This is a genomic window from Micromonospora musae, from assembly GCF_003626545.1.
Lineage (GTDB): Bacteria > Actinomycetota > Actinomycetes > Mycobacteriales > Micromonosporaceae > Micromonospora > Micromonospora musae.
On the sequence record NZ_RAZS01000018.1, the window covers coordinates 34591 to 56984 of the forward strand.

Below are 22394 nucleotides of genomic sequence, written 5' to 3' on the forward strand. Positions count from 1 at the left end.
CCCGTCACGAGAGAGAAGGAAGGCTGCTGATGCCAGGTCAACAGCGCCGTGGCGGCGGGTCCGGTGGCAACGAGGGTGGTCGCCGCGACAACCGCCGTGAGGGCGGCCGCGGAAACGCGCCCGTCGAGAAGACCCCGCACCTTGAGCGGGTCGTCGCGATCAACCGCGTCGCCAAGGTCGTGAAGGGTGGTCGTCGCTTCAGCTTCACCGCCCTGGTGATCGTGGGCGACGGCGACGGCACGGTCGGCGTGGGCTACGGAAAGGCCAAGGAGGTGCCCGCGGCGATCGCCAAGGGTGTCGAGGAGGCCAAGAAGCACTTCTTCAAGGTGCCGCGGATCGGCCAGTCGATCCCGCACCCGGTGCAGGGTGAGGACGCGGCCGGCGTCGTGCTGCTCAAGCCGGCCTCGGCCGGTACCGGTGTCATCGCCGGTGGGCCGGTGCGTGCCGTGCTGGAGTGCGCGGGCATCCACGACGTGCTCTCCAAGAGCCTCGGCTCGTCCAACCCGATCAACATCGTGCACGCCACCGTGGCGGCCCTGAAGGCGCTTGAGTCGCCGGAGGCTGTCGCCAGCCGTCGTGGCCTGCCGGTGGAGGACGTCGCGCCGGCCGCCATGCTTGCTGCGCGGGCGGGGGTGGCTTCCTGATGGCACGGCTTAAGGTCACCCAGGTCCGATCCGAGATCGGGACCAAGCAGAACCAGCGGCACTCGCTGCGCTCGCTCGGTCTCAAGCGGATCAACGACGTGGTGGTCAAGGAGGACCGGCCCGAGATCCGCGGCATGATCTTCACTGTGAGCCACCTCGTGAAGGTCGAGGAGGTCGAGTAATGACGATCAAGGTCCACCACCTGCGCCCGGCGCCGGGGGCCAAGACCGCGAAGACCCGTGTGGGTCGCGGTGAGGGCTCCAAGGGCAAGACCGCCGGCCGCGGTACCAAGGGTTCTAAGGCCCGTAAGAACATCTCGGCGGCGTTCGAGGGTGGGCAGATGCCCATCCACATGCGCCTGCCGAAGCTGAAGGGCTTCAAGAACAAGTTCAAGGTGACGTTCCAGGTGGTCAACCTGGAGCGGCTCGCCGAGCTCTTCCCGAACGGCGGCCAGGTCGGCCCGCAGGAGCTGGTCGACGCCGGCGCCGTCCGCAAGGGGCAGCCGGTGAAGGTTCTCGGTACCGGGGACCTCGGTGGAGTGAACCTTCAGGTGTCGGCGCACGCGTTCAGCGCGTCGGCCAAGGAGAAGATCGCCGCCGCCGGTGGCTCGGTCACCGAGCTGTAAGGCATGTGACCCATGGCGCCCGTCCAGTTGTGACCAACTGGCGGGCGCCATGGTCTACCTGGGACGTGTGCGCCCAGTAATATCGGATTCGGTTTATGTAGCCGGGCACATCTGCCCGGAGCGGGATTGGACTGTTAGAGTCCCTTCCCAGCCATGGATATCGGGCACTCGCCCGGCACCCACCCCGAACCGCCAGGGACAACCGGCGGCCCGCCTCGCGCAGGAGGAAGAAGTTGCTGTCCGCCTTTCTCAGTGCGTTCCGTACGCCTGACCTGCGCAAGAAGCTGCTGTTCACAGTCGGCATCATCGCGATCTACCGGCTCGGCGCCACCCTGCCCAGCCCAGGCGTCTCGTACGGCAACGTGCAGAAGTGCCTCGACTCGATCCAGGGTGACACGACCGGCGTGCTGAACCTGCTCAACCTGTTCTCGGGCGGGGCGCTGCTGCAGCTGTCAGTCTTCGCGCTGGGCATCATGCCCTACATCACCGCGTCGATCATCCTTCAGCTGCTGACCGTGGTGATCCCACGGCTCGAGCAGCTGCGTAAGGAGGGCCAGGCCGGCCAGGCGAAGATCACCCAGTACACCCGTTACCTGACCCTCGGCCTCGGTGTCCTCCAGGCCTCGGCGTTCGTGGCGCTGGCCCGCTCCGGGCAGCTCTTCCAGAACCGCTGCGACCAGTTCCCGATCATCCCCGAGGGTCTCGGCATTCCGGACTGGCTGACGCTGAGCGTCCTGGTCATGACGATGACCGCCGGCACCGGTGTGGTCATGTGGCTCGGTGAGCTGATCACCGACCGCGGCGTCGGTAACGGCATGTCCGTGCTGATCTTCACCTCGATCGCCGCCCGTCTGCCCAGCGAGGGCTGGCAGATCAAGAACTCGCAGGGCTGGTGGAAGTTCTTCCTCGTCATCGCCCTGGTCCTGGTCGTCATCACCGCCGTCACCTTCATCGAGCAGGCGCAGCGCCGGATCCCGGTGCAGTACGCCAAGCGCATGATCGGCCGGCGGATGTACGGCGGCACCTCGACCTACATCCCGCTGAAGGTCAACCAGGCGGGTGTCATCCCGGTCATCTTCGGCTCGTCGCTGCTCTACCTGCCGCAGCTCGCCCTGCAGTTCTTCGACCAGACGAACCCGGGCAAGACTCAGGCGTGGATCCAGAACAACCTGGTGGCGCCCGACAGCCCGATCTACATCGCGGTCTACTTCCTGCTGATCATCTTCTTCACGTACTTCTACGTCTCGATCACGTTCAACCCGACCGAGGTCGCGGACAACATGAAGAAGTACGGCGGGTTCGTGCCGGGCATCCGCCCGGGCAAGCCGACGGCCGACTACCTGGACTTCATCCTCAGCCGGATCACCCTTCCGGGCGCGCTCTACCTGGGCATCGTCTCGATCCTGCCGAACTTCTTCTTCATCTGGCTCGACAACCAGCAGTACCAGAACTTCCCGTTCGGTGGTACCGCTGTGCTGATCATGGTCGGCGTCGGTCTGGAGACCGTGAAGCAGATCGAGAGCCAACTGATGCAGCGGAACTACGAAGGGTTCCTGCGGTAGATGAGACTCGTCTTGGTTGGCCCGCCGGGCGCGGGTAAGGGCACACAGGCCGAGTTCATCGCCGCCCATCTCGCGGTGCCGAAGATCTCGACCGGCGACATCTTCCGGTCGAACGTGTCCCAGGGCACCCCGTTGGGCGTCGAGGCGAAGCGGTACATGGACGCCGGCGAGCTGGTACCGGACGAGGTCACCATCAACATGGTCCGGGACCGGCTCGCCGAGCCGGACGCCAGCGAGGGCTTCCTGCTCGACGGGTTCCCGCGTACGACCCCGCAGGCGGCCGCGCTGGACAAGCTCCTCGCCGACCTGGGTACCGCCCTGGACGTGGTGCTCGAACTGGTCGTCGACGACGACGAGGTGATCCGGCGGCTCTCCGGCCGCCGGACCTGCCGGGGCTGCGGCAAGATCTGGCACGTCGAGTTCGACGCCACCACCCGCGAGGGCATCTGCGACCGGTGCGGCGCCGAGCTGTTCCAGCGGGACGACGACAAGCCGGAGACCATCGCCACCCGGCTGCGGGAGTACGCAGACAAGACCGCGCCGTTGGTCGACTACTACGGCGCCCAGGGCAAGCTGGTCGGGATCGACGCCACGGGCCCGGTGGAGGACGTCACCGTCCGTGCCATCGACGCCCTCCGGTCCTACGGCGGCTGAGGTTCGCCGGCTCGCCGGTGGATAGAGTGCGAACAGCGGGGTACGTCCGGCGTACCCCGCTGTCTCGGCAACGAAAGGTAATCGCTCCATGCGTCGTCCCCAGCTGGACATCCAGCTGAAGACCCCCGAGCAGATCGTGAAGATGCGGGCCGCCGGTCTGGTGGTCGCCGAAGCGCTGCGGCGGATGAGGGAGGCGGTCGCTCCCGGGGTCAGCACGGCCGACCTGGACGCCATCGCCGAGTCGACGATCCGCGACGCGGGCGCCGTCCCGTCGTTCAAGGGCTACCACGGCTTCCCGGCCTCGATCTGCTCCTCCGTCAACGAGCAGGTGGTGCACGCCATCCCGGCGTCCGGCCAGCTGCTCCGCGACGGCGATCTGATCTCCATCGACTGCGGTGCGGTGCTCGACGGCTGGCACGGCGACTCGGCGATCACCGTGGGAGTCGGCGACGTCGACCCGGCGCTGCTCAAGATGGCGGCGGTGGCCGAGGACGCGATGTGGGCCGGGATCGCCGCCGCGGCCCGCGGGGCGGCGAACGGCCGGGGACGGCTCACCGACATCTCGGCGGCGGTGGAGAAGGCGGTGCGCCGCGGTGGGCGGTACGGCATCGTCGACGGCTACGGCGGCCACGGCATCGGCACCGAGATGCACCAGGATCCGCACGTGCTCAACCACGGGCGGCCGGGCAAGGGGCCGCGGCTGGTGGCCGGCATGGCGCTGGCGATCGAACCGATGATCACCATGGGTTCGCCCCGTACGGCCGAGCTGTCGGACGGCTGGACCGTGGTGACCCGGGACGGGTCGATGGCGGCGCACGTCGAGCACACCATGGCCCTGCTGCCCGACGGGGTGTGGGTGCTGACCGCTGAGGACGGCGGCCGGGCCCGGCTGGGCGATCTGGTCACGGCTCGCCAGCCCGCCGACTCACCGACCGCCTGACCCCGCTCGTCGGCTCCGTACGCCGGGACCCGGCGGCTCCGACCCGTGGTGACGATCAAGCCGGCCGCGGCGGCCTCGCCACAGCGATTGGGACGCCTGCGGCGGCAAGCTCGTGGGTCTCGTCTGATTGGCGTATGCGTGGCATGCTCGCGGGCGTGGAGGGGCGCAACGAGATGCGGGCCGCCGATTCCGATCGCCAGGCGGTTGCCGATCGGCTGCGGGTGGCGTTGGACGAGGGCCGGCTGGATCTGCATGAGTACGACGAGCGCCTCCAGCGGGCCTACGGGGCTCGGACCTACGGGGAACTGGACGTGTTGCTGACCGATCTCCCGGCGGTCACACCTCGGGCGGAGGCGCAGTTGTCGGTGCCCACCGCCGCGCCGGTGATGGCCGGGACGCCGCCGGTCGACCGTGCGCCGACCGGACGCTGGCTGCTCCAGGTCTGGATGCCGTACCTCCAGGTGGTGCCGGTCACCGTAGGGGTCTGGGTGATTTCGTCCCTGTCGTCCGGTGAACTCCTCTACTTCTGGCCCGGCTGGGTAGCCGGCCCCTGGGGCATGCTCCTGCTGCTCCGAACGGTCGGCGGCCTGAACGCCGGAGAGCCGCAGCGGTGGATGGAGAAGCGGGAACGCCGGCGCGAGCGCAAGCGAGCGAAGCGGGACCGCCGCCGCTAGTCGGCCCGTACCGGCCCGGCCCACGGGCCCGGCTTTCCTCCATAGGCGGAACCCGCTGGTGGTCGGTTTGGCGGCGGCGCGCAGGCGGGCGTACACTGACTGATCGGCGCACAGCGTCCACTCCGGCATGCCCATCAGCGCTTCGATGGGTGCTGGAGCCGCGGCTGGCGCGGGCTACCTGATTTTGATCAGTTTCCCGTGTAAGACGTTGTGGGCCGTCCGGAGCAACCGACGTCAGGACAGCGGAGGACATGCCGAAAAAAGACGGAGCCATCGAGATCGAAGGTCGGGTCATCGAGCCCCTGCCGAACGCCATGTTCCGCGTGGAGCTCGCGAACGGCCACAAGGTGCTGGCTCACATCAGCGGCAAGATGCGGCAGCACTACATCCGCATCCTGCCGGAGGATCGGGTCGTCGTCGAACTCTCGCCGTACGACCTGACCCGCGGGCGCATCGTCTACCGCTACAAGTAGTCCTGACGACGGCCGGGACATCTCCGTGTCCGTCTTCGACGTCCGAGGCCGCGCGTGGCGCGTCACCGGGCCTGATGGGAAGTAAGGCAACCGTGAAGGTCAAGCCGAGCGTCAAGAGGATCTGCAACAAGTGCCGGGTGATCCGCCGGCACGGCCGGGTCATGGTCATCTGCAGCGACCCGCGCCACAAGCAGCGCCAGGGCTGAGTTCCTCGGCCGGCCACGACGATGGCCGGTGAGGATCGCCCCGGACGCAGATCCGACAGCACACAGCACATGCTCGTCCCAGCCGCGAGCGGTACGTCCAAGACGTACTTCCTCGTGGCTGACCCCCGGTCGGAGGCCGGGGCCCGCTCGGGCAGCGGCCGTCATCCGGTCGCCGGCGTCAACCGCCGGGGACAGGTGAGGGTCGGAGCGGGGTGGGGCGGGCCAGACCTCCGCCAACATCACGAGGAGTACGCCCGCACATGGCACGTCTAGTCGGCGTCGACCTCCCCCGCGAGAAGCGGATGGAGATCGCGCTCACCTACATCTTCGGCGTGGGCCGCACCCGCGCCCTGGAGACGCTCGCCGCCACCGGCATCTCGCCGGACAAGCGCGCTCGGGACCTCACGGACGAGGAGCTGGTCCAGCTCCGGAACCACATCGAGGGCAACTACAAGGTTGAAGGCGACCTGCGCCGTGAGGTCGCCGCTGACATCCGCCGCAAGGTCGAGATCGGCAGCTACGCGGGTATCCGGCACCGCCGGGGCCTGCCCGTGCGTGGCCAGCGGACCAAGACCAACGCGCGGACCCGGAAGGGCCCGAAGCGGACCGTGGCCGGCAAGAAGAAGCCCGGCAAGAAGTAAGACGTAGACCGGAATACGGGTCTGGGTCCGCCGAGCTAGGCCAGGCCGCAACCTGTATCGGGAAGTCAACTAGGAGCGCAGAAGACTTATGCCACCGAAGGCTCGTGCCGGAGCCGCAGTCAAGAAGGTCCGGCGCAAGGAACGCAAGAACGTCGCCCACGGGCAGGCGCACATCAAGAGCACCTTCAACAACACCATCGTGTCCATCACGGACCCGACCGGTGCGGTCATCTCCTGGGCCTCTGCGGGCCAGGTGGGTTTCAAGGGCTCCCGCAAGTCGACCCCGTTCGCCGCGCAGCTGGCTGCCGAGGCCGCCGCGCGTCGGGCGATGGACCACGGCATGCGCAAGGTCGACGTGTTCGTCAAGGGCCCCGGCTCCGGCCGGGAGACCGCCATCCGTTCGCTGCAGGCCGTCGGGCTGGAGGTCGGACAGATCTCCGACGTCACCCCGCAGCCGCACAACGGATGCCGTCCGCCGAAGCGTCGTCGGGTCTGAGAGGTAGAGAGAGATGGCTCGTTACACCGGTGCTGACTGCCGCCGTTGCCGGCGGGAGAAGATGAAGCTGTTCCTCAAGGGCAGCAAGTGCGATGGCCCGAAGTGCCCGTTCGAGTCCCGGCCGTTCCCGCCCGGGCAGCACGGCCGCGGCCGCACGAAGGAGACGGAGTACCTGCTCCAGCTCCGTGAGAAGCAGAAGGCCCGTCGGGTCTACGGCGTGCTCGAGAAGCAGTTCCGCGGCTACTACGAAGAGGCCGTGGGCAAGCAGGCGAAGACCGGTGAGGTCCTCCTGCAGATCCTCGAGTCGCGGCTGGACAACGTGGTCTACCGGGCCGGCTACGCCAAGTCCCGCGACATGGCCCGCCAGCTCGTCAAGCACGGCCACTTCACGGTGAACGGCAAGAAGGTCGACATCCCGTCGTTCCGCGTGAAGGAGCACGACATCATCGAGGTTCGGGTGAAGAGCAAGGAGCTCACCCCGTTCATCGTGGCGCAGGCCGAGGCCGGCTCGAAGTCGGTTCCGGCCTGGCTGGAGGCGATCCCCAGCCAGATGAAGATCCTCGTGCACTCCCTCCCGGCCCGTCAGGTGATCGACACCCAGGTCCAGGAGCAGCTGATCGTCGAGCTCTACTCCAAGTAAGGGCTCGTTGCGGTGGCCCGCCCCGATCGGGGCGGGCCACCGGAACACTTTGTGTCGTGGGCGTCAAATAGCGGGCGTCCCGGAAGAGAAGAGAAGAAATGCTCATCAGCCAGCGACCGTCTCTCTCCGAAGAGTCGATCAACGAGACCCGCTCCCGGTTCACCATCGAGCCGCTCGAGCCGGGCTTCGGCTACACCCTGGGCAACTCGCTGCGGCGTACGCTGCTGTCGTCGATCCCGGGCGCGGCGGTGACGTCGATCAAGATCGACGGCGTGCTGCACGAGTTCACCACGATCCCCGGTGTCAAGGAGGACGTGGTCGAGCTCGTCATGAACATCAAGGAGCTCTGCGTGAGCTCCGAGCACGACGAGCCGGTCAGCATGTACCTGCGCAAGCAGGGCCCGGGCGACGTGACGGCGGGCGACATCCAGCCGCCGGCCGGCGTCTCGGTGCACAACCCGGACCTGAAGCTCGCCACCCTGAACGGCAAGGGCCGGCTCGACATGGAGCTGACCGTCGAGCGGGGCCGGGGTTACGTCACGGCGGCGCAGAACAAGCAGGCGGGTGCCGAGATCGGCCGGATCCCGGTCGACTCGATCTACTCGCCGGTGCTGAAGGTCACCTACCGCGTCGAGGCGACCCGTGTCGAGCAGCGGACCGACTTCGACCGGCTGATCATCGACGTCGAGACCAAGCCGTCGATGGGCCCGCGTACGGCGCTGGCCTCCGCGGGTTCCACGCTCGTGGAGCTCTTCGGGCTGGCCCGGGAGCTGGACGAGACGGCCGAGGGCATCGACATCGGCCCGTCGCCGCAGGACGCCCAGCTGGCTGCGGATCTGGCCCTGCCGATCGAGGAGCTGGACCTCACCGTCCGCTCCTACAACTGCCTCAAGCGCGAGGGCATCAACACCGTTGGTGAGCTCATCGGGCGTACCGAGGCCGACCTCCTCGACATCCGGAACTTCGGCCAGAAGTCGATCGACGAGGTCAAGATGAAGCTCGCCGGGATGGGTCTGGGGCTGAAGGACTCGGCTCCGAACTTCGACCCGGCGCACGTCGTGGACGCCTTCGGCGAGGCCGACTACGACACCGACGACTACCGCGAGACCGAGCAGCTCTAGTCCGCGCTGCCGCCACATCTGAGGAGCACCGAGAATGCCCACGCCCACCAAGGGTCCCCGCCTCGGCGGCAGCCCCGCGCACGAGCGGCTGATGCTGGCCAACCTGGCCACCGCGCTGTTCCAGCACGGCAAGATCCAGACCACCGAGACGAAGGCCCGGCGGCTGCGCCCGCTGGCCGAGCAGCTCATCACCAAGGCCAAGCGCGGTGACCTGGCCTCGCGGCGGCGGGTGCTGGGTGTCGTCAAGGACAAGGACGTGGTCTACGCCCTGTTCGACCAGATCGCGCCTCGGTACGCCAACCGCAACGGTGGCTACACCCGGATCGTGAAGACCGGGCCGCGCAAGGGTGACGCCGCGCCGATGGCGATCATCGAGCTGGTCGAGGAGCTGCAGGTCGCCGAGCCGAAGGCGAACAAGAAGACCGCTGCCCGCAAGGCTGCTCAGCAGGACAAGGTCGAGGCGCTCGCGCCCGAGGAGGAGTCGCCGCGCTCCGAGTCGGCCGACCAGGACTCCGAGGCGCCGGTCTCGGCGTCCGGCGACACCGCCGAGTCCCGCGAGGACAGCGACCTCGCCATCGAGGAGAACAGCGTTAACAACGAGAACAAGGCCTGATCCAGGGCTTTGGTCGGGCCCGGCACCCCTGGTGGGTGTCGGGCCCGTCTCGTGAAGGGAGGTACGAGGGTGGACGGGCGCACCCGGCTACGGCTGGACGTGTCGTACGACGGGACCGACTTCTCCGGCTGGGCCGTGCAGCCCGACCGGCGTACGGTCGCGGGCGTACTGGGTGAGGCGCTCGATCTCCTGCTCGGCGCGGGTATCGCGACCGGGCTGACCGTTGCGGGGCGTACCGACGCCGGCGTGCACGCGACCGGTCAGGTGTGCCATGTGGACCTGCCGTCCGACGTCTGGCGGGAGCGGGAGCCCACCCTGCTGCGCCGGCTGGCCCGACTGCTTCCCGGCGATGTGCGGGTGCGGGCGGTCACCGAGGTGCCGGCCGAGTTCGACGCCCGCTTCTCGGCCACCTTCCGGCGCTACGAGTACCGGGTCACCGACGCGCCGTACGGCGCCGAGCCGCTGCACCGTCACCTGACCCTGGCCTGGCCGCGACCGCTCGACCTGGCCGCGCTCAACGCCGCGTCGGCCGGGTTGGTGGGGGAGCACGACTTCGCCGCGTACTGCCGTCGCAAGGAGAACGCCACCACGCTGCGCGAGGTGACCCGGCTGGACTGGCGGCGGGAACCGGACGGTCTCCTGGTCGCCACCGTGCAGGCCGACGCGTTCTGCCAGGCGATGGTCCGCAGCCTGGTCGGCGCCATGCTCGTCGCCGGGGACGGCCGACGCCCGGCGGAGTGGCCGGCGAGCCTGCTCTCGCACCGCGAGCGCTCCAGCCACGTGACGGTGGCGCCCGCGCACGGGCTGACCCTGGTGGCCGTCGGCTATCCGGAGGACCCGGCCGGGTATGCCCAGCGTGCGGAGCTCACCCGCCGGCTGCGGGTCCCCGCCGAGGCCTGAGGCCCGATCGTCGGGTCAGTTGCCCGACGACTCGTCGTTCTCCCCCGATTCGTCGTCGCTCGGCGACTCGTCGACGCTGTCCTGGGTGCCGGTCGTCGCGGACGGGCCGGCCGTGGGCTGGCTCGCGGTGCCGCCGTCGGCGCGCCGCTGTAGTACGCCCTGGTTGAGGTGCAGCTCGATCATGTCGTAGAGGACCTCGCGGACCTTCTCGTCACCGGACTTGATCGCTGCGCCGTCGCTGCGGGCGACCACGGCGTACGCCAGGTAGTGGCCGCGGACCTGCCAGCCGACGCGGGCCGGGGCGGTCGCGATCGCCTCGGCCTCCTCGCCGGCCGCCATGCCGCGGAACCGGCCCTGCCGCTCGTCGAGCAGCTGCCGGATCCGGTCGCGGGCCCGCTCGGCGCTGGCCCGGTCGGTGAGGTTGAACAGGCCGGTGGTGACGAGGTGGTCGCCGTCGGGAGTGCGGAGCGTGCCGCGTACGACCTGGTCGCAGCCGAGCCGGACCAGCAGGTCGGCGATCTCGTCGGTGGCGGCGACCGCGCAGCTGCCGCTGGACTGTGTCTTCAGCACGTCGTACGTCGTCCGGCCGTCGTCGAGCACGAGCTTCTTGCCGGCGAAGACCTCCTTGGCGGTCAGCGGGGCCTGGTCGGCGTCCCGCGAGTCGAGGTTCTCCTCCCCGGTCGGGTCGGCGGACGGGTTGGCGCCGGCCTGATAGCTCGGCGTCACGTCCGGCGTCGGGGTGCGGTCGGCGAGCAGGGCGGCCGCGCCGAGTCCGCAGAGCGCCAGCAGTACGAGGACGGCCGCGCCGCCGACCACCACCTGCCAGAGCCGGCCGCCGCCGGCCCGGGGGACGGGCACCGGTGCGGGCGGCTCCGGTGCCACCTGCTCGCGGACCTGTTCCGCTCGCGGCGGTTCGGGAGGCTCGGCTTGTGCCAGTGTCGGTGGCGCGGGATCCTCGGCCCACGACGGCTGCGGCTCGGGCGCGGGCAGCGCCATCCGGGTCGTCCGGGGCAGCGACGGGGTCGGGAAGCGGGACGGGGAGGGCCCGGCCGGCGGAGGCGGACCGGCGCCGAGCATGGATTCGGACCCGCGCTCCGGGTCGTCCACGAAAGCGTCCTCATCGAACTCGTACCGATACACCATGTCGCCAAGGGTAAGAGCAATTGTCCCTTTAGGTGGGAATTACGGAAAATGCGGCGCGCTGTTGCTCGGTCACCTTTCCAACGCCGAACCGGCACCGTTCGTAACGCCGAACGCGCCCCGCCCGACCTGCCCGCTCGGAGGCCGTCGCGGAGCCGCCCCCGGGCCGGTGCGAGAATTGCCGGCGTGACCGGCGACCACTACTTCACCGCGGAACCCACGACCGCCGCGCGCCCTCGCGAGGTCGAGTTCACCGTGGCCGGCCGCGACTTCACGCTCGCGTCGGCCGGCGGGGTCTTCTCCGCCGACCGGCTCGACGCCGGCACCGCCGTACTGCTGCGCAAGGCCGAGCTGCCCACCGCCGACAGCACCGGTGACCTGCTCGACCTGGGCTGCGGGTTCGGGCCGATCAGCTGCGTGCTGGCCGACAACGCGCCGGCGGCGACCGTGTGGGCCGTCGACGTCAACGAGCGGGCGCGGGAACTCACCGCCGCGAACGCCGAGCGGGTCGGCGCGGCGGACCGGGTGCGGGTGCGCGCCCCGGACGACGTACCGGCCGACCTGCGCTTCACCCAGCTCTGGTCCAACCCGCCGATCCGGATCGGCAAGGACGAACTGCACGAGCTGCTGCGACGCTGGCTGCCCCGGCTCGCCCCCGACGGGGTCGCCTGGCTGGTCGTCGCCCGCCACCTCGGCGGCGACTCGCTGCACCGCTGGCTCGTCGACGAGGGCTGGCAGGTCGAGCGGCACGCCAGCCAGAAGGGCTTCCGCGTCCTGCGCGTCGGCCGATAATTGGATGTACCGCGCCCGGCGGGTTACGGCAGGATCCCGGCGTGGGTTACGTGGACGTGGCTGCGGTCGGGCACATCCTGCCCGACGGCCGGGAACTCTTCACCGACGTCTCCTTCCGGGTCGGTGAGGGCGCGAAGGTGGCGCTCGTCGGGCCGAACGGTGCGGGCAAGACGACGCTGCTCCGGATGGTCGCCGGCGACCTGCCGACGCCGACCGGCGCCATCGCGCGTACCGGCGGGCTCGGCGTCATGCGGCAGTTCATCGGCATGATCGGGGACGAGTCGACCCTCGCCGACCTGGCGCTCTCCCTCGCCCCGCCCGCACTGCGCGCGGCCGGCCGCCGGCTCGCCGACACCGAGGCGGCCATGCGGGAGGCCGAGGTGCGCGGCAAGTACAGCACCGCGGCGGGCAAGGCGCAGCTGGCGTACGCGGACGCGCTCGCGGCCTGGGGCGAGGCCGGCGGATACGACGCCGAGGTGCTCTTCGACACGGTCGCCACCATCGTGCTCGACCTGCCCTGGGACGCGTCCCGGGAACGCCCGGTCCGGACCCTCTCCGGCGGACAGCAGAAACGCTTCGCGCTGGAGCTGCTCCTGCGCGGGCCGGACGAGGTGCTGCTCCTCGACGAGCCGGACAACTTCCTCGACGTGCCGGGCAAGCGGTGGCTGGAGGGACGGCTGCGCGAGTCGGCGAAGTCGGTGCTCTATGTCTCGCACGACCGGGAACTGCTGGCACGTACGGCCGACCGGGTGGTCGCCGTGGAGGGCGGCGGCGCCTGGGTGCACCCGGGCGGCTTCGCGAGCTGGCACGAGGCGCGTGTGGCCCGGCACGCCCGCCTGGACGAGCTGCGCCGACGCTGGGACGAGGAGCACCAGAAGCTGCGCGAGCTGGTGCTGATGTACAAGCAGAAGGCCGCGTACAACGACGGGTTGGCCTCGCGCTACCAGGCGGCGCAGACCCGGCTGCGCAAGTTCGAGGAGGCCGGCCCGCCGCCCGTACCGCCGAAGGACCAGGACATCCGGATGCGGCTGACCGGCGGGCGCACCGCCAAGCGCGCGCTCATCTGCGAGCAGCTGGAGCTCGACGGCCTCACCTACCCGTTCGACCTGGAGATCTGGTACGGCGACCGGGTGGCGGTGCTCGGCGCGAACGGCACCGGCAAGTCGCACTTCCTGCGGTTGCTGGCCCGCGGCGGCACCGACCCGGACCCGGCGAACGGCCCGGTGGACGCCGGGCTCACGCTCGCGCCGGTGGCGCACGACGGGGTGGCCCGGCTCGGCGCGCGCGTCCGGCCCGGGCACTTCTCGCAGACGCACGACCGGCCGGAGCTGATGGCGAAGACCCTCGTCGAGATCCTCTGGCGGGGCGACGAGCACCGGGCCGGGATGGATCGGCACGCGGCCATGGCGTCGCTGTCCCGGTACGAGCTGGCAGCGCAGGGCGACCAGCGGTTCGGCACGCTCTCCGGCGGGCAACAGGCGCGGTTCCTCGTGCTGTTGCTGGAGCTGTCCGGGGCGACGCTGCTCCTGCTCGACGAGCCGACCGACAACCTCGACCTGGCCAGCGCCGAGGCGCTGGAGGCCGGCTTGAACGCGTTCGACGGAACGGTGCTCGCGGTGACGCACGACCGCTGGTTCACCCGTACCTTCGACCGGTTCGTGCTGTTCGGCGGTGACGGCGAGGTGGTGGAGACACCCGAGCCGGTGTGGGACGTGGCGTGAACGTGGTCGAACTGGCCGGTCGGCTCTGCGCCGTCCGGGGCGTGGTGGCCGTCGCGCTGGGCGGCAGCCGGGCCCGTGGCGAGCACCGGCCGGACTCGGACTGGGACCTGGGCCTCTACTACCGGGGCGAGCTGGACGTACCGGCGCTGGAGGCGGTCGCCGCGTCGATCGCCGACGCGGCGGTCGAGCTGACGACGCCGGGTGGTTGGGGGCCGTGGGTGGACGGCGGCGGCTGGCTGCGAGTGGAGGGGTCGGCCGTCGACTGGATCTACCGCGACCTGGACCGGGTCCGCCGGATCTGGGCGGACTGCCGGACCGGCCGGTACGAGGTGGGCGTACAGGCCGGGCATCCGCTCGGCTTCTACTCCCACGCGTACGCGGGCGAGGTGGCGCTGTGCCGGGTGCTCGCGGACCCGACCGGCGAGCTGACGGCGCTCAAGGAGGAGACCGCGGCGTACCCGCCGGCGTTGGCCGAGGCGCTGGTGCGGGCCGGTTGGGAGGCCGAGTTCCTGCTCGCGGGCGCCGCGAAGGTCGTCCCGGCCGGCGACAGCGGCTACGTGGCCGGTTGCCTGTTCCGCATGGTCGGAGTGCTCGTGCAGGTGCTGCACGCCCGGGCCGGGCGGTGGCTGGTGAACGAGAAGGGCAGCATCGCCTCGGCCGGGCGGCTGCCCGGTGCGCCGCCGGACTTCGCGGCCAGGGCGCAGGCGCTGCTCGCCGGGGTCGGGCGTTCCCCGGCGGAGCTGGCCGAGACGCTGGCCGCCGCCGAGCGGCTCCGCGCCGAGGTGCTCGGCTGAGTCGGGGAACAACCCGGGTGGCGCCGCCGCGCCCCGGACGGCAGGCATAGAGTCGATCTCGTGACTGAGATGACCTACCGCCGGCTGGGCGACTCCGGGCTCGTGGTGTCCGTCGTCGGTATCGGCGGCAACAACTTCGGCCGCAACATCGGCCTCGACGGCACGCGGGCCGTGGTGGACGCCGCGCTGGACGCCGGGATCAACTTCTTCGACACCGCCGACATCTACGGCGAGCCGCAGGGCGGCTCCGAGGAGGTGCTCGGGCAGGCCCTGAAGGGCCGTCGGGACGACGTGGTGGTGGCCACCAAGTTCGGCATGAACATGAACGGCCTGAACGGCCCCGACCACGGCGCGCGCGGCGCCCGGCGCTACATCGCCCGGGCCGTCGAGGCGTCGCTGCGCCGCCTCGACACCGACTACATCGACCTGTACCAGATGCACGAGCCGGACCCGGGCACCCCGATCGACGAGACCCTCGCCGCGCTGGACGACCTGGTCCGCGCCGGGAAGGTGCGTTACCTGGGCAACTCGAACTTCACCGGCTGGCAGATCGCGGACGCCGACTGGGTGGCCTCCTCCAACGGCCGATCCCGTTTCATCAGCGCGCAGAACCACTACAGCCTGGTGGAGCGGTCGGTCGAGACCGAGGTGGTCCCGGCCTGCGAGCGCTTCGGGCTGGGGCTGCTGCCGTTCTTCCCGCTCGCCAACGGCCTGCTCACCGGCAAGTACCGGCGGGGCGAGGCGCCCCCCGCGGGCAGCCGGCTCTCCGGCGGTGGCCGGTACGCCGCCCGGTTCGCCGCGGCGAACTGGGACCTCATCGAGGCGATCGGCCGGTACGCGGACGAGCGGGGCCTCAGCATGCTCCAGGTGGCCATCGGCGGGCTGGCCGCCCAGCCGGCGGTGACCTCGGTGATCGCCGGGGCGACCACGCCCGAGCAGGTGCGCGCCAACGCCGCGGCCGGTTCCTGGCAGCCGACCGACGAGGACCTGGAAGCCCTGCGCGAGATCCTGTGATCACCGCCGCTGCCGCCGGCGGCCGGCTCGGGCCGAGGCGCCCGGGTGTGGCTCGACCGTGAGTTGGTATCGGCGGCAAAACTTCGGCCTCGAAGATCCGGAAAGGCCTGATACCTCAGCGGCATATTGATGCCGCTGAGGTATCAGGCTGACCGGGGTTGGCGACTGTCGCCGAAGCCGTCCCGGCGACCTCGCGCCGTGCGGCTCACTCGTCCGAGCGGCGGCGGGTGAGCAGCATCGGCACCGCCACCGCCAGGGCGGCGATCACCAGGACGGCCAACCCGACCGGCCACCACCAGGCACCGCCCGCCCCCGCCGTGGCCGAGGCGTCGGCCGCGGGTGCGGTCGCCGCGGCCGGCACCGCCGGAGCGGGCGACTGGGCGGGCCGGGCCTGCACCTCGGCGCTGACCTCGCTCTCGTCCGGGGCCGGGGCGGCGACCGTCACCCGCCAGCGACCGGGGGAGAGCAGCGGACCGCTGCTGTAGAAGCCCTGCCCCTCCGGCGCCGGCGCGAGCTGCACCGGGCCGACCCGCTGCCCGTCCGGACCGGTGCCGGTGAGGGTCAACAGCACCGGCTTCTCCAGCCGGTGCCCGTCGGTATGGACGGCCTGCACGGTCACCCCGCCCGCCCCGTCGCCGGCCACCGTCAGCTTGAGCTTGCCGTGCGCGGCGGCCGGAGTGGCGGAGAGCAGGGTCAGCGCCACGCCGATGAACAGGGCGACGAACACCTTGCGGAGATTCGGCACGGACTCTCCTCACAACCGATGAGGGAGGCCCCTCCCCGACGCCGCTGCGCCGGGGAGGGGCCTCGTCGGATCAGAGCCGGCGGCCCGGGGCGAGCCGGGTGGCGTCGCCACCCAGCCGGCCCGCGCCGGCGACCGGATCGCCGTCGTTGGCCTTCACCCCGGCCTTGCTGGCCGCGCCGCCGAGCCGGACGATCATGGCGTCGGCGTCCCGGACCAGCACGTCCCGGATCTCCGCCTCGGCCACCAGCGTGGCGTCGGCGGCGAGCCCGCGGAAGGCGGTCAGCTGCTTGATCGCCTTGTTGTCGTTGCCGGCCGCCTCGGCCTTGCGGGCGGCGTCGAGCTTCTCCGTCAGCTGCTTGTGCGCCTTCGCCGAGAGCCGACTGGTCGCCTTGAACCGGTCCAGCAGGTTCTGCATGTCCCGGAACGAGGTGGTGACGAAGAACCGGACCTCCGAAGTGGTCTCGTTCCCCGCCTTGTCGGTCGCGGTGACGGTCAGCTCGTGCAGGCCGAGCGGGAGCTCGTACATGGCCTGCAACGTACCGCTCGCGTACGGCCGGCCGTCCAGCTCGCCGGCCACGCTCGCGATGCCCGAGGTCGGGTCGACCGCCTGCCAGGACACCCGGACGTCCTGGCTGTCGCCGTAGAGCTGACCGTCGGCGAGCCCGGAGACCAGCAGCGTCGGCTTGGTGCCGTCGATGCGCAGCACCGCCGACTTGAGCGTCTCCGCGTTGCCGGCGCTGTCGGCCGACCGGAAGAGCAGCTCGTGTTCGCCGTCCCCGGTCACCTCGATCGGCTCCGAGTACGGCGTCCACGCGCCACCGTCGAGCGACCACTCGACAGTCTTCACACCGGATCCGGCGTCGGTCGAGGTCAGCACCACCGGAATGGTCCCGTCGTGCCAACCCTCGTCGTTCGCCGGGGCGAACGTCGCCGAGGTCACCGGCGCCGTGGCGTCGATCTTCACGGCGGCGGTCTTCGTCGCCTCCACGTTGCCCGCCTTGTCGGTCGAGCGGAACCGCAGTTCGTGCTCGCCGTCCCCGCTCACCGGGACCGGCCCGGTGTACGCCGTCCAGGACTGCGCCCCGTCCAGCTGGTACTCGGTGCCGGCCAGCCCGCTGCCGCCGCTCTCGTCGGTGGCGGCCAGGGTGACCGTCACCGGCCCGGTGTGCCACCCCTCGACGGGGGTGCCCGTGACGGTCGCCGCCGTCACCGGAGCCGTCTCGTCCGCGACCTCGGTGGTGAGGCGGAAGTAGTCGAACACGGCGGTCTTCGAGGCGGTCTGGTTGGCCCCGAGGGTGAAGAGACCCACCTTCGGGGTGGCCCCGACCGCGCTGTTGGTCAACGCGGTCAACGCCGTCCAGGTCGCCCCGTCGGCCGAGTACGACGCGGTGAAGGTGTCACCGCTGCGGGCCAGCCGCAGGTGCCACACCGATCCGGTCAGGTTCGCCGCCTCGGGCTGCGGGTTCTGCACCGTCCCGCCGATCTCGCTGCGGAACTCGATCCGCCGCGTCACCGGCTGGCCGGGCTGGTTGTCCGCGATGTAGTCGAACTTCAGGTAGTTGTCGTCGTCGACGTGCACCATCAGTCCGGCCTGCTGGTACTGCTCGTTCAGCTGGCTGCCGTCGACCTTCGTCTCCAGGGTCCAGTCGCCGGCCGGCGCGGTCTGCAGGATGAAGTTCGCCGGCCCGGTGTTGCCGGTGCCGTAGATGTCACCGTTGGGCACGTCGACCCGCAGCGCGCCACCGGTGACCCGGTAGCCCGTCGCGTCCTCCCGCAGGATCGCGTCCCACCGGCACTTGTCCAGCGTGTCACCGGTGAACTCGTCCGACGGGTCGACCGGGCCGGCCGGCTCGTCCGGCGAGACCTGGAACCAGTCGAACGCCGCCTCCACCACCGGAGCGTCCGTGCCGCCGTTGAGGGCGAACAGGCCGATCCGAGGGTTGGTGATGCCGGCGAGCGCGGCGGACCGGCCGACCGGGGTGAAGGTCTGTCCGTCGGCCGAGACGGCTGCGGTCAGGTTCGTCCCGTCGCTGTTGAGCCGCAGGTAGAGCGTGTCGCCGGCCGGGGCGGCGACGCTGTCGGCCGCCTCGTTGCGCGGTGCGCCGGCGGTCTCCCGGATGAACTCCACCCGCCGGCTGCCCGAGTAGAGCAGGTCCAGCTTGGCGTAGTTGTCGTCGTCGCCGTAGACCAGCAGGCCGGCCTGCTGCCAGTTGGTCGTCACCGGCAGGGTGAACCGGGTGGTCGCCTGCCACGGACCGGACGGCGCCGGCTGGAGCACCAGGTTCGTCGCGTCGTTGCGTGCCCCGTAGAGGTCACCCACCGCGGTGGGCAGCCGCAGCGCGCCGTTGGAGACCGAGTAGAGCTGGTTCTCCCGGACCACGCTCCAGCGCGCCTTGTCGAGGGCGGCGCCGGTGAAGTCGTCCGAGCGCGCCCCGAAGCAGGACGTGTTCGGCGCCTCGACCCGCACCGGCACGGTCGCGTACGCCTTGGCGCCCCTGCTGTCGGTCACCGTGAGGGTCGCGGTGAAGGCGCCCGCGGCCGTGTAGGTGTGGCTCGCGTCCAGGGTGTCCGCCGTACCGCCGTCACCGAAGTCCCAGGCGTACGTCAGCGGCGTGTCCCCCTCGGCGTCGGTGGCCGTGCCGTCGAAGGCGACGGCGAGCGGGGCGGTGCCGGTGGTCGGGGTGGCGGTGGCGGTGACCACCGGTGGCCCGTTCTCGGTGACCCCGCGACCGATGAAGTCCATCCAGTTGACGTTCATCAGCGAGCCGGCGCCGCCGGACGGATCCTTGGCGACGAAGAAGAGCGTGCCCGTGCCCGGGCCGGTCACCGGCGCGGTCACGTCCGTGTACGTCTGCCAGTCGCCGGTGCCGGGCACGGTGGCCTGCGCCACCAGCGGCCCGTCGACCGCGCCGGAGCGGACGTCGATCCGCCCGCCGTTGACGTCCGAGGCGACCCGGAACCGGATCGACGTGATGTTGGTCAGGTTTGCCGGGGAGACCGACCACCAGTCGCCGTCCTCGATGAACCCGATGTTCTGGCCACCACCGGCGGTGTCGCTGGTGGTCTCGCGCTGCACGCCCGGGTCCCCGCCGCCGGTGCTGCCCGGCGCCCGGCCGGTGGCGGTGAAGTACTCGGCCTGCTTCCGCTTCGGCTGGAGCTGCTCGATGGCCCGGCCGGTGAGCGGGCCGGCGCCCGAGCCGCCACCGAGGTCGGTGTAGGTCGCCTCGAAGACGGCGAAGACGTTCGCCTCCGCGCCGTGCCCGGAGGCCAGCGACGTCTGGACCAGCCCGGTGCAGCCGGTGTGCTGCTCCAGCGGGTGGGCGTGCTCGTCGTGGCCGAGCAGCACCTGGAGCTGGACCCGGTCGCACTCGATCTCGCCGTCCTCCGGGTCGGTCACCTGCACCGTGTAGCGGACCTGGTCACCCCAGTCGAAGAAGCCCCCGTCCGGCGGGAACTCGATCTTCACGGTCGGGGCGGTGTTGCCCACGGTGACCGGCACGTTGGCCACCGCGGTACGCCCCTTCGGGTTGGTGACCGTGAGCTGCGCCGTGTACGACCCGGCCTCGGCGTACGTGTGCGTCGGGTTCGCCTCGGTGCTGGTCTGCCCGTCGCCGAAGGCCCACGCGTAGCTGAGCGTGCCGCCGTCGGGGTCGCGGGAACCGGCGCTGGAGAAGGCGACGGTCAGCGGCGCCGGCCCGGAGGTCGGCTCGCCGCTCGCCACCGCGATCGGGGCCCGGTCACCGGCGACGTAGTCGATCCGGTAGACGCCGGAGTTGTCGTTGTTGCCGCCGAAGCCGCTGCCCCACTCGATGAGGTAGAGCGCGCCGTCCGGGCCGAACTCGAAGTCCATCGGCCGGATCAGGCTCATGCCGGTGAGCAGCTGGTTGATGTCCACCAGCGACTTGCCGTCGGCGGTCACCTGCATCGTGTACATCTTCGACTGGTTCCACTCGCCGAAGAGCGCCTTGCCGTCGTAGTACGCCGGCCACTTCCGGTCCGAGCTCAGCTCGGCGTCGTACCGGTAGACCGGGCCGCCCATCGGCGCGCCGCCGCCTCCGATCTCGGGGAAGAGCGGGTTGCCGCTGTAGTCGTAGTCGACGGTGGCCGGGACGGCCGGCGGCAGGTTGGTGAGGCCGGTGTTGTTCGGCGAGTTGTTCACCGGCGCCGCGCAGTCGAACTTCGGCCCGCTCGGGCCGGCGGGGAACTGGTAGTCGTTGTAGGCGTAGTTCGCCCCGGTGCAGTACGGCCATCCGTAGTTGCCCGCGGTGCCGACGATGTTCCACTCGACCGTGCCCTCCGGGCCGCGGTTCGGGTTGGCGGAACCGGCGTCCGGCCCGTAGTCGCCGACGTACAGGGTGTCGGTGCCCGGGTCGACGCCGATCCGGAACGGGTTGCGGAAGCCCATCGCGAAGATCTCCGGACGGGTCCGCTCGGTGCCCGGCGCGAACAGGTTGCCGCTCGGGACGGTGTACGTCCCGTCGTCCTCCGGGTGGATCCGCAGCACCTTGCCGCGCAGGTCGTTGGTGTTGCCCGAGGTGCGCTGCGCGTCGTAGTCCTGGCGACCCGGCCGCTCGTCGATCGGGTTGAACGCGTCGGACTCGAACGGGTTGGTGTTGTCACCGGTGGCCAGGTACAGGTTGCCGGCCCCGTCGAAGGCCATGCTCCCGCCGGCGTGGCAGCAGGTGTTGCGCTGCGTGTCGACCCGGAGCACCTGCTTCTCGCTGGCCAGGTCGATGGTGTCGCCGGTCACCGTGAACCGGGACAGCAGGTTGCGCGCCACCCCGTCGTTCGGGGCGTAGTAGAGGTACACCCAGTTGTTGGTGGCGAAGTCCGGGTCGAGGCGGATGCCGATCAGCCCGTCCTCGTTGCCGGTGAAGACGTCCAGGTCGACGGCGGTGACCGTGTTGCCGGTGTCCGGCTTGACGATCTGCACCCGGCCGTCGCGCTCGACGTAGAAGACCCGGCCGTCCGGGGCGACGTCCAGCTCCATCGGGTTGCTGGTGTTGCTGTCCAGCGTGACCTTCTCGAAGCTGGAGGTCAGCGAGGCGCCGCAGTCGGCGCTCTCGACGCCCGCCGCGGTCCGGATGCCGCCGAGCAGGTGGGCGAGGAACTCCGGCTCCGCGTACGACTCGCGGGTGTGGCCGCCACCCGTGTACCACGAGCGGCCGCCGTCGAAGTCCTGACACCAGGCGATCGGGTGGTCGGCACCCATCGCGCCCGCGCCCGGGGAGTAGCTGGTCTCGTCGAGGCTCGCCAGCACGTGCACGTCGGGGCGGGGGTTCGACTGGTAGTTGTACCACTCGTCGAACCGGGACCAGCGCGCCGGCAGGTCGGCCGTGGCCGGGTGGGCGTGGTCCTCGACCTTCACCGTGGCCTGCTGGTTGGCCGGGTGGCTGGCGAAGTACGCCCCGACCAACTCGCCGTACCAGCTCCAGCTGTACTCGGTGTCGGACGCGGCGTGGATGCCGACGTAGCCGCCGCCGGCCTGCACGTACCGCTCGAAGGCCGCCTGCTGGTCGGCGTCGAGGACGTCGCCGGTGGTGGAGAGCCAGATGACTGCCTGGTACTTCGCGAGGTTGGCGTCGGTGAACGCGCCGCCGTCCTCGGTGGTGTCGACGGTGAAGCCGTGCTCCGCGCCGAGCTGCTGGATGGCGGCGATGCCGGTGGGGATCGAATCGTGCCGGAAGCCGGCCGTCTTCGAGAAGATCAGCACGGAGAAGGCCTCGGCGGCGGCGGGAGCCGCCTCGGGGAGCGCCTGGGTCACCGGCGTGGCGGCCGGCGGGGCGGCCTGAGCGGCTCGCGCCGCGGTCGGGCCGGCGGTCGGTGCCGCCTGCGCGGCCGACGTGCCGAGCAGGGCTGTCGAGGTGAGCGCAATTGAGAGCAGGATCGCGGTGATGGGTGAGCGGGCACGACGAGTGCGGGACACGCCGCCTCCTATGTCGCGGTGGACAGGGGATCGCGGGGGCCGGCTCGCCGAAGACCGTCCCGGGTGGGTCGGT

The 22394-nt window shown here is 70.9% G+C and carries 22 protein-coding genes; 19 read left to right on the plus strand and 3 right to left on the minus strand.

What is annotated here, in order from left to right:
• The first annotated feature begins 29 nt into the window (after positions 1-29).
• The 15 genes from rpsE to truA all read left to right on the plus strand — a co-directional run bounded on the left by rpsE (position 30) and on the right by truA (position 10189).
• On the plus strand, positions 30-644 hold the full coding sequence (gene rpsE, locus D7147_RS31465; RefSeq protein WP_120684280.1) for a 30S ribosomal protein S5: 615 nt from the start codon (positions 30-32) through the stop codon (positions 642-644).
• On the plus strand, positions 644-826 hold the full coding sequence (gene rpmD, locus D7147_RS31470; protein ID WP_120684282.1) for a 50S ribosomal protein L30: 183 nt from the start codon (positions 644-646) through the stop codon (positions 824-826). The genes rpsE and rpmD overlap by 1 nt, the downstream gene beginning before the upstream one ends.
• Positions 826-1269 carry a 50S ribosomal protein L15 gene (rplO, locus tag D7147_RS31475; RefSeq protein WP_120684284.1) on the plus strand — a complete coding sequence of 148 codons (444 nt, stop codon included), beginning with the start codon at positions 826-828 and terminating at the stop codon, positions 1267-1269. Before rpmD ends, rplO begins: the two co-directional genes overlap by 1 nt.
• Before the next feature lie 233 nt (positions 1270-1502).
• Positions 1503-2831, plus strand: a complete 1329-nt coding sequence (gene secY, locus D7147_RS31480; RefSeq protein ID WP_120684286.1) for a preprotein translocase subunit SecY — start codon at positions 1503-1505, stop codon at positions 2829-2831.
• On the plus strand, positions 2832-3485 hold the full coding sequence (locus D7147_RS31485) for an adenylate kinase (protein WP_120684288.1): 654 nt from the start codon (positions 2832-2834) through the stop codon (positions 3483-3485). It begins immediately after the preceding gene.
• A gap of 88 nt (positions 3486-3573) precedes the next feature.
• The gene (map, locus tag D7147_RS31490; RefSeq protein WP_120684289.1) at positions 3574-4425 is read left to right on the plus strand and encodes a type I methionyl aminopeptidase; all 852 of its coding nucleotides are present in this window, start codon (positions 3574-3576) and stop codon (positions 4423-4425) included.
• 173 nt (positions 4426-4598) lie between these two features.
• Positions 4599-5099, plus strand: a complete 501-nt coding sequence (locus tag D7147_RS31495) for a DUF1707 SHOCT-like domain-containing protein (RefSeq protein WP_120684341.1) — start codon at positions 4599-4601, stop codon at positions 5097-5099.
• A 251-nt stretch (positions 5100-5350) separates the two neighbouring features.
• The gene (gene infA, locus D7147_RS31500) at positions 5351-5572 is read left to right on the plus strand and encodes a translation initiation factor IF-1 (protein ID WP_007073013.1); all 222 of its coding nucleotides are present in this window, start codon (positions 5351-5353) and stop codon (positions 5570-5572) included.
• 92 nt (positions 5573-5664) lie between these two features.
• Positions 5665-5778 carry a 50S ribosomal protein L36 gene (gene rpmJ / locus D7147_RS31505; protein ID WP_043965539.1) on the plus strand — a complete coding sequence of 38 codons (114 nt, stop codon included), beginning with the start codon at positions 5665-5667 and terminating at the stop codon, positions 5776-5778.
• 260 nt (positions 5779-6038) lie between these two features.
• A complete protein-coding gene (rpsM, locus tag D7147_RS31510; RefSeq protein ID WP_076466650.1) occupies positions 6039-6419 on the plus strand; it encodes a 30S ribosomal protein S13 in 381 nt (126 codons plus the stop codon).
• An 88-nt stretch (positions 6420-6507) separates the two neighbouring features.
• Entirely contained in the window at positions 6508-6915 is a 408-nt protein-coding gene (rpsK, locus tag D7147_RS31515) for a 30S ribosomal protein S11 (RefSeq protein WP_076466649.1), read from the plus strand.
• Between the two features lie 13 nt (positions 6916-6928).
• Positions 6929-7555 carry a 30S ribosomal protein S4 gene (gene rpsD / locus D7147_RS31520; RefSeq protein WP_120684291.1) on the plus strand — a complete coding sequence of 209 codons (627 nt, stop codon included), beginning with the start codon at positions 6929-6931 and terminating at the stop codon, positions 7553-7555.
• Positions 7556-7653: 98 nt separating this feature from the next.
• A complete protein-coding gene (locus tag D7147_RS31525; RefSeq protein WP_120684293.1) occupies positions 7654-8676 on the plus strand; it encodes a DNA-directed RNA polymerase subunit alpha in 1023 nt (340 codons plus the stop codon).
• A 34-nt stretch (positions 8677-8710) separates the two neighbouring features.
• Positions 8711-9289, plus strand: coding sequence for a 50S ribosomal protein L17 (gene rplQ / locus D7147_RS31530; RefSeq protein ID WP_120684295.1), 579 nt, complete (start codon positions 8711-8713; stop codon positions 9287-9289).
• Positions 9290-9358: 69 nt separating this feature from the next.
• Entirely contained in the window at positions 9359-10189 is an 831-nt protein-coding gene (gene truA, locus D7147_RS31535) for a tRNA pseudouridine(38-40) synthase TruA (protein ID WP_120684297.1), read from the plus strand.
• Between the two features lie 15 nt (positions 10190-10204).
• Here truA and D7147_RS31540 read toward each other — a convergent pair whose 3' ends face one another.
• A complete protein-coding gene (locus D7147_RS31540; protein WP_120684299.1) occupies positions 10205-11332 on the minus strand; it encodes a hypothetical protein in 1128 nt (375 codons plus the stop codon).
• A 183-nt stretch (positions 11333-11515) separates the two neighbouring features.
• Between D7147_RS31540 and D7147_RS31545 the strand changes: the two genes are divergently transcribed.
• From D7147_RS31545 to D7147_RS31560, 4 genes are all read left to right on the plus strand, one after another.
• Positions 11516-12121, plus strand: a complete 606-nt coding sequence (locus tag D7147_RS31545; RefSeq protein WP_120684301.1) for a class I SAM-dependent methyltransferase — start codon at positions 11516-11518, stop codon at positions 12119-12121.
• 41 nt (positions 12122-12162) lie between these two features.
• Complete coding sequence (locus D7147_RS31550; RefSeq protein ID WP_120684303.1) at positions 12163-13842, plus strand: ABC-F family ATP-binding cassette domain-containing protein; 1680 nt, start codon at positions 12163-12165, stop codon at positions 13840-13842.
• Positions 13839-14636, plus strand: coding sequence for a nucleotidyltransferase domain-containing protein (locus tag D7147_RS31555; protein WP_120684305.1), 798 nt, complete (start codon positions 13839-13841; stop codon positions 14634-14636). Before D7147_RS31550 ends, D7147_RS31555 begins: the two co-directional genes overlap by 4 nt.
• Positions 14637-14705: 69 nt before the next feature.
• Positions 14706-15650, plus strand: coding sequence for an aldo/keto reductase (locus D7147_RS31560; RefSeq protein ID WP_120684307.1), 945 nt, complete (start codon positions 14706-14708; stop codon positions 15648-15650).
• 205 nt (positions 15651-15855) lie between these two features.
• Here D7147_RS31560 and D7147_RS31565 read toward each other — a convergent pair whose 3' ends face one another.
• Both D7147_RS31565 and D7147_RS31570 read right to left on the minus strand, forming a co-directional pair.
• On the minus strand, positions 15856-16395 hold the full coding sequence (locus D7147_RS31565) for a hypothetical protein (protein ID WP_120684309.1): 540 nt from the start codon (positions 16393-16395) through the stop codon (positions 15856-15858).
• Positions 16396-16465: 70 nt separating this feature from the next.
• Positions 16466-22321, minus strand: a complete 5856-nt coding sequence (locus D7147_RS31570) for a ThuA domain-containing protein (protein WP_120684311.1) — start codon at positions 22319-22321, stop codon at positions 16466-16468.
• Positions 22322-22394: the final 73 nt, after the last annotated feature.

What these genes read in the sequence shown, in the direction of transcription:
- rpsE (WP_120684280.1), top strand. Translation starts at nt 30, where the DNA reads ATGCCAGGTCAACAGCGCCGTGGCGGCGGGTCCGGTGGCAACGAGGGT.
- rpmD (WP_120684282.1), top strand. Translation starts at nt 644, where the DNA reads ATGGCACGGCTTAAGGTCACCCAGGTCCGATCCGAGATCGGGACCAAG.
- rplO (WP_120684284.1), top strand. Translation starts at nt 826, where the DNA reads ATGACGATCAAGGTCCACCACCTGCGCCCGGCGCCGGGGGCCAAGACC.
- D7147_RS31485 (WP_120684288.1), top strand. Translation starts at nt 2,832, where the DNA reads ATGAGACTCGTCTTGGTTGGCCCGCCGGGCGCGGGTAAGGGCACACAG.
- map (WP_120684289.1), top strand. Translation starts at nt 3,574, where the DNA reads ATGCGTCGTCCCCAGCTGGACATCCAGCTGAAGACCCCCGAGCAGATC.
- D7147_RS31495 (WP_120684341.1), top strand. Translation starts at nt 4,599, where the DNA reads ATGCGGGCCGCCGATTCCGATCGCCAGGCGGTTGCCGATCGGCTGCGG.
- infA (WP_007073013.1), top strand. Translation starts at nt 5,351, where the DNA reads ATGCCGAAAAAAGACGGAGCCATCGAGATCGAAGGTCGGGTCATCGAG.
- rpsM (WP_076466650.1), top strand. Translation starts at nt 6,039, where the DNA reads ATGGCACGTCTAGTCGGCGTCGACCTCCCCCGCGAGAAGCGGATGGAG.
- rpsK (WP_076466649.1), top strand. Translation starts at nt 6,508, where the DNA reads ATGCCACCGAAGGCTCGTGCCGGAGCCGCAGTCAAGAAGGTCCGGCGC.
- rpsD (WP_120684291.1), top strand. Translation starts at nt 6,929, where the DNA reads ATGGCTCGTTACACCGGTGCTGACTGCCGCCGTTGCCGGCGGGAGAAG.
- D7147_RS31525 (WP_120684293.1), top strand. Translation starts at nt 7,654, where the DNA reads ATGCTCATCAGCCAGCGACCGTCTCTCTCCGAAGAGTCGATCAACGAG.
- rplQ (WP_120684295.1), top strand. Translation starts at nt 8,711, where the DNA reads ATGCCCACGCCCACCAAGGGTCCCCGCCTCGGCGGCAGCCCCGCGCAC.
- D7147_RS31540 (WP_120684299.1), bottom strand. Translation starts at nt 11,332, where the DNA reads ATGGTGTATCGGTACGAGTTCGATGAGGACGCTTTCGTGGACGACCCG.
- D7147_RS31560 (WP_120684307.1), top strand. Translation starts at nt 14,706, where the DNA reads ATGACCTACCGCCGGCTGGGCGACTCCGGGCTCGTGGTGTCCGTCGTC.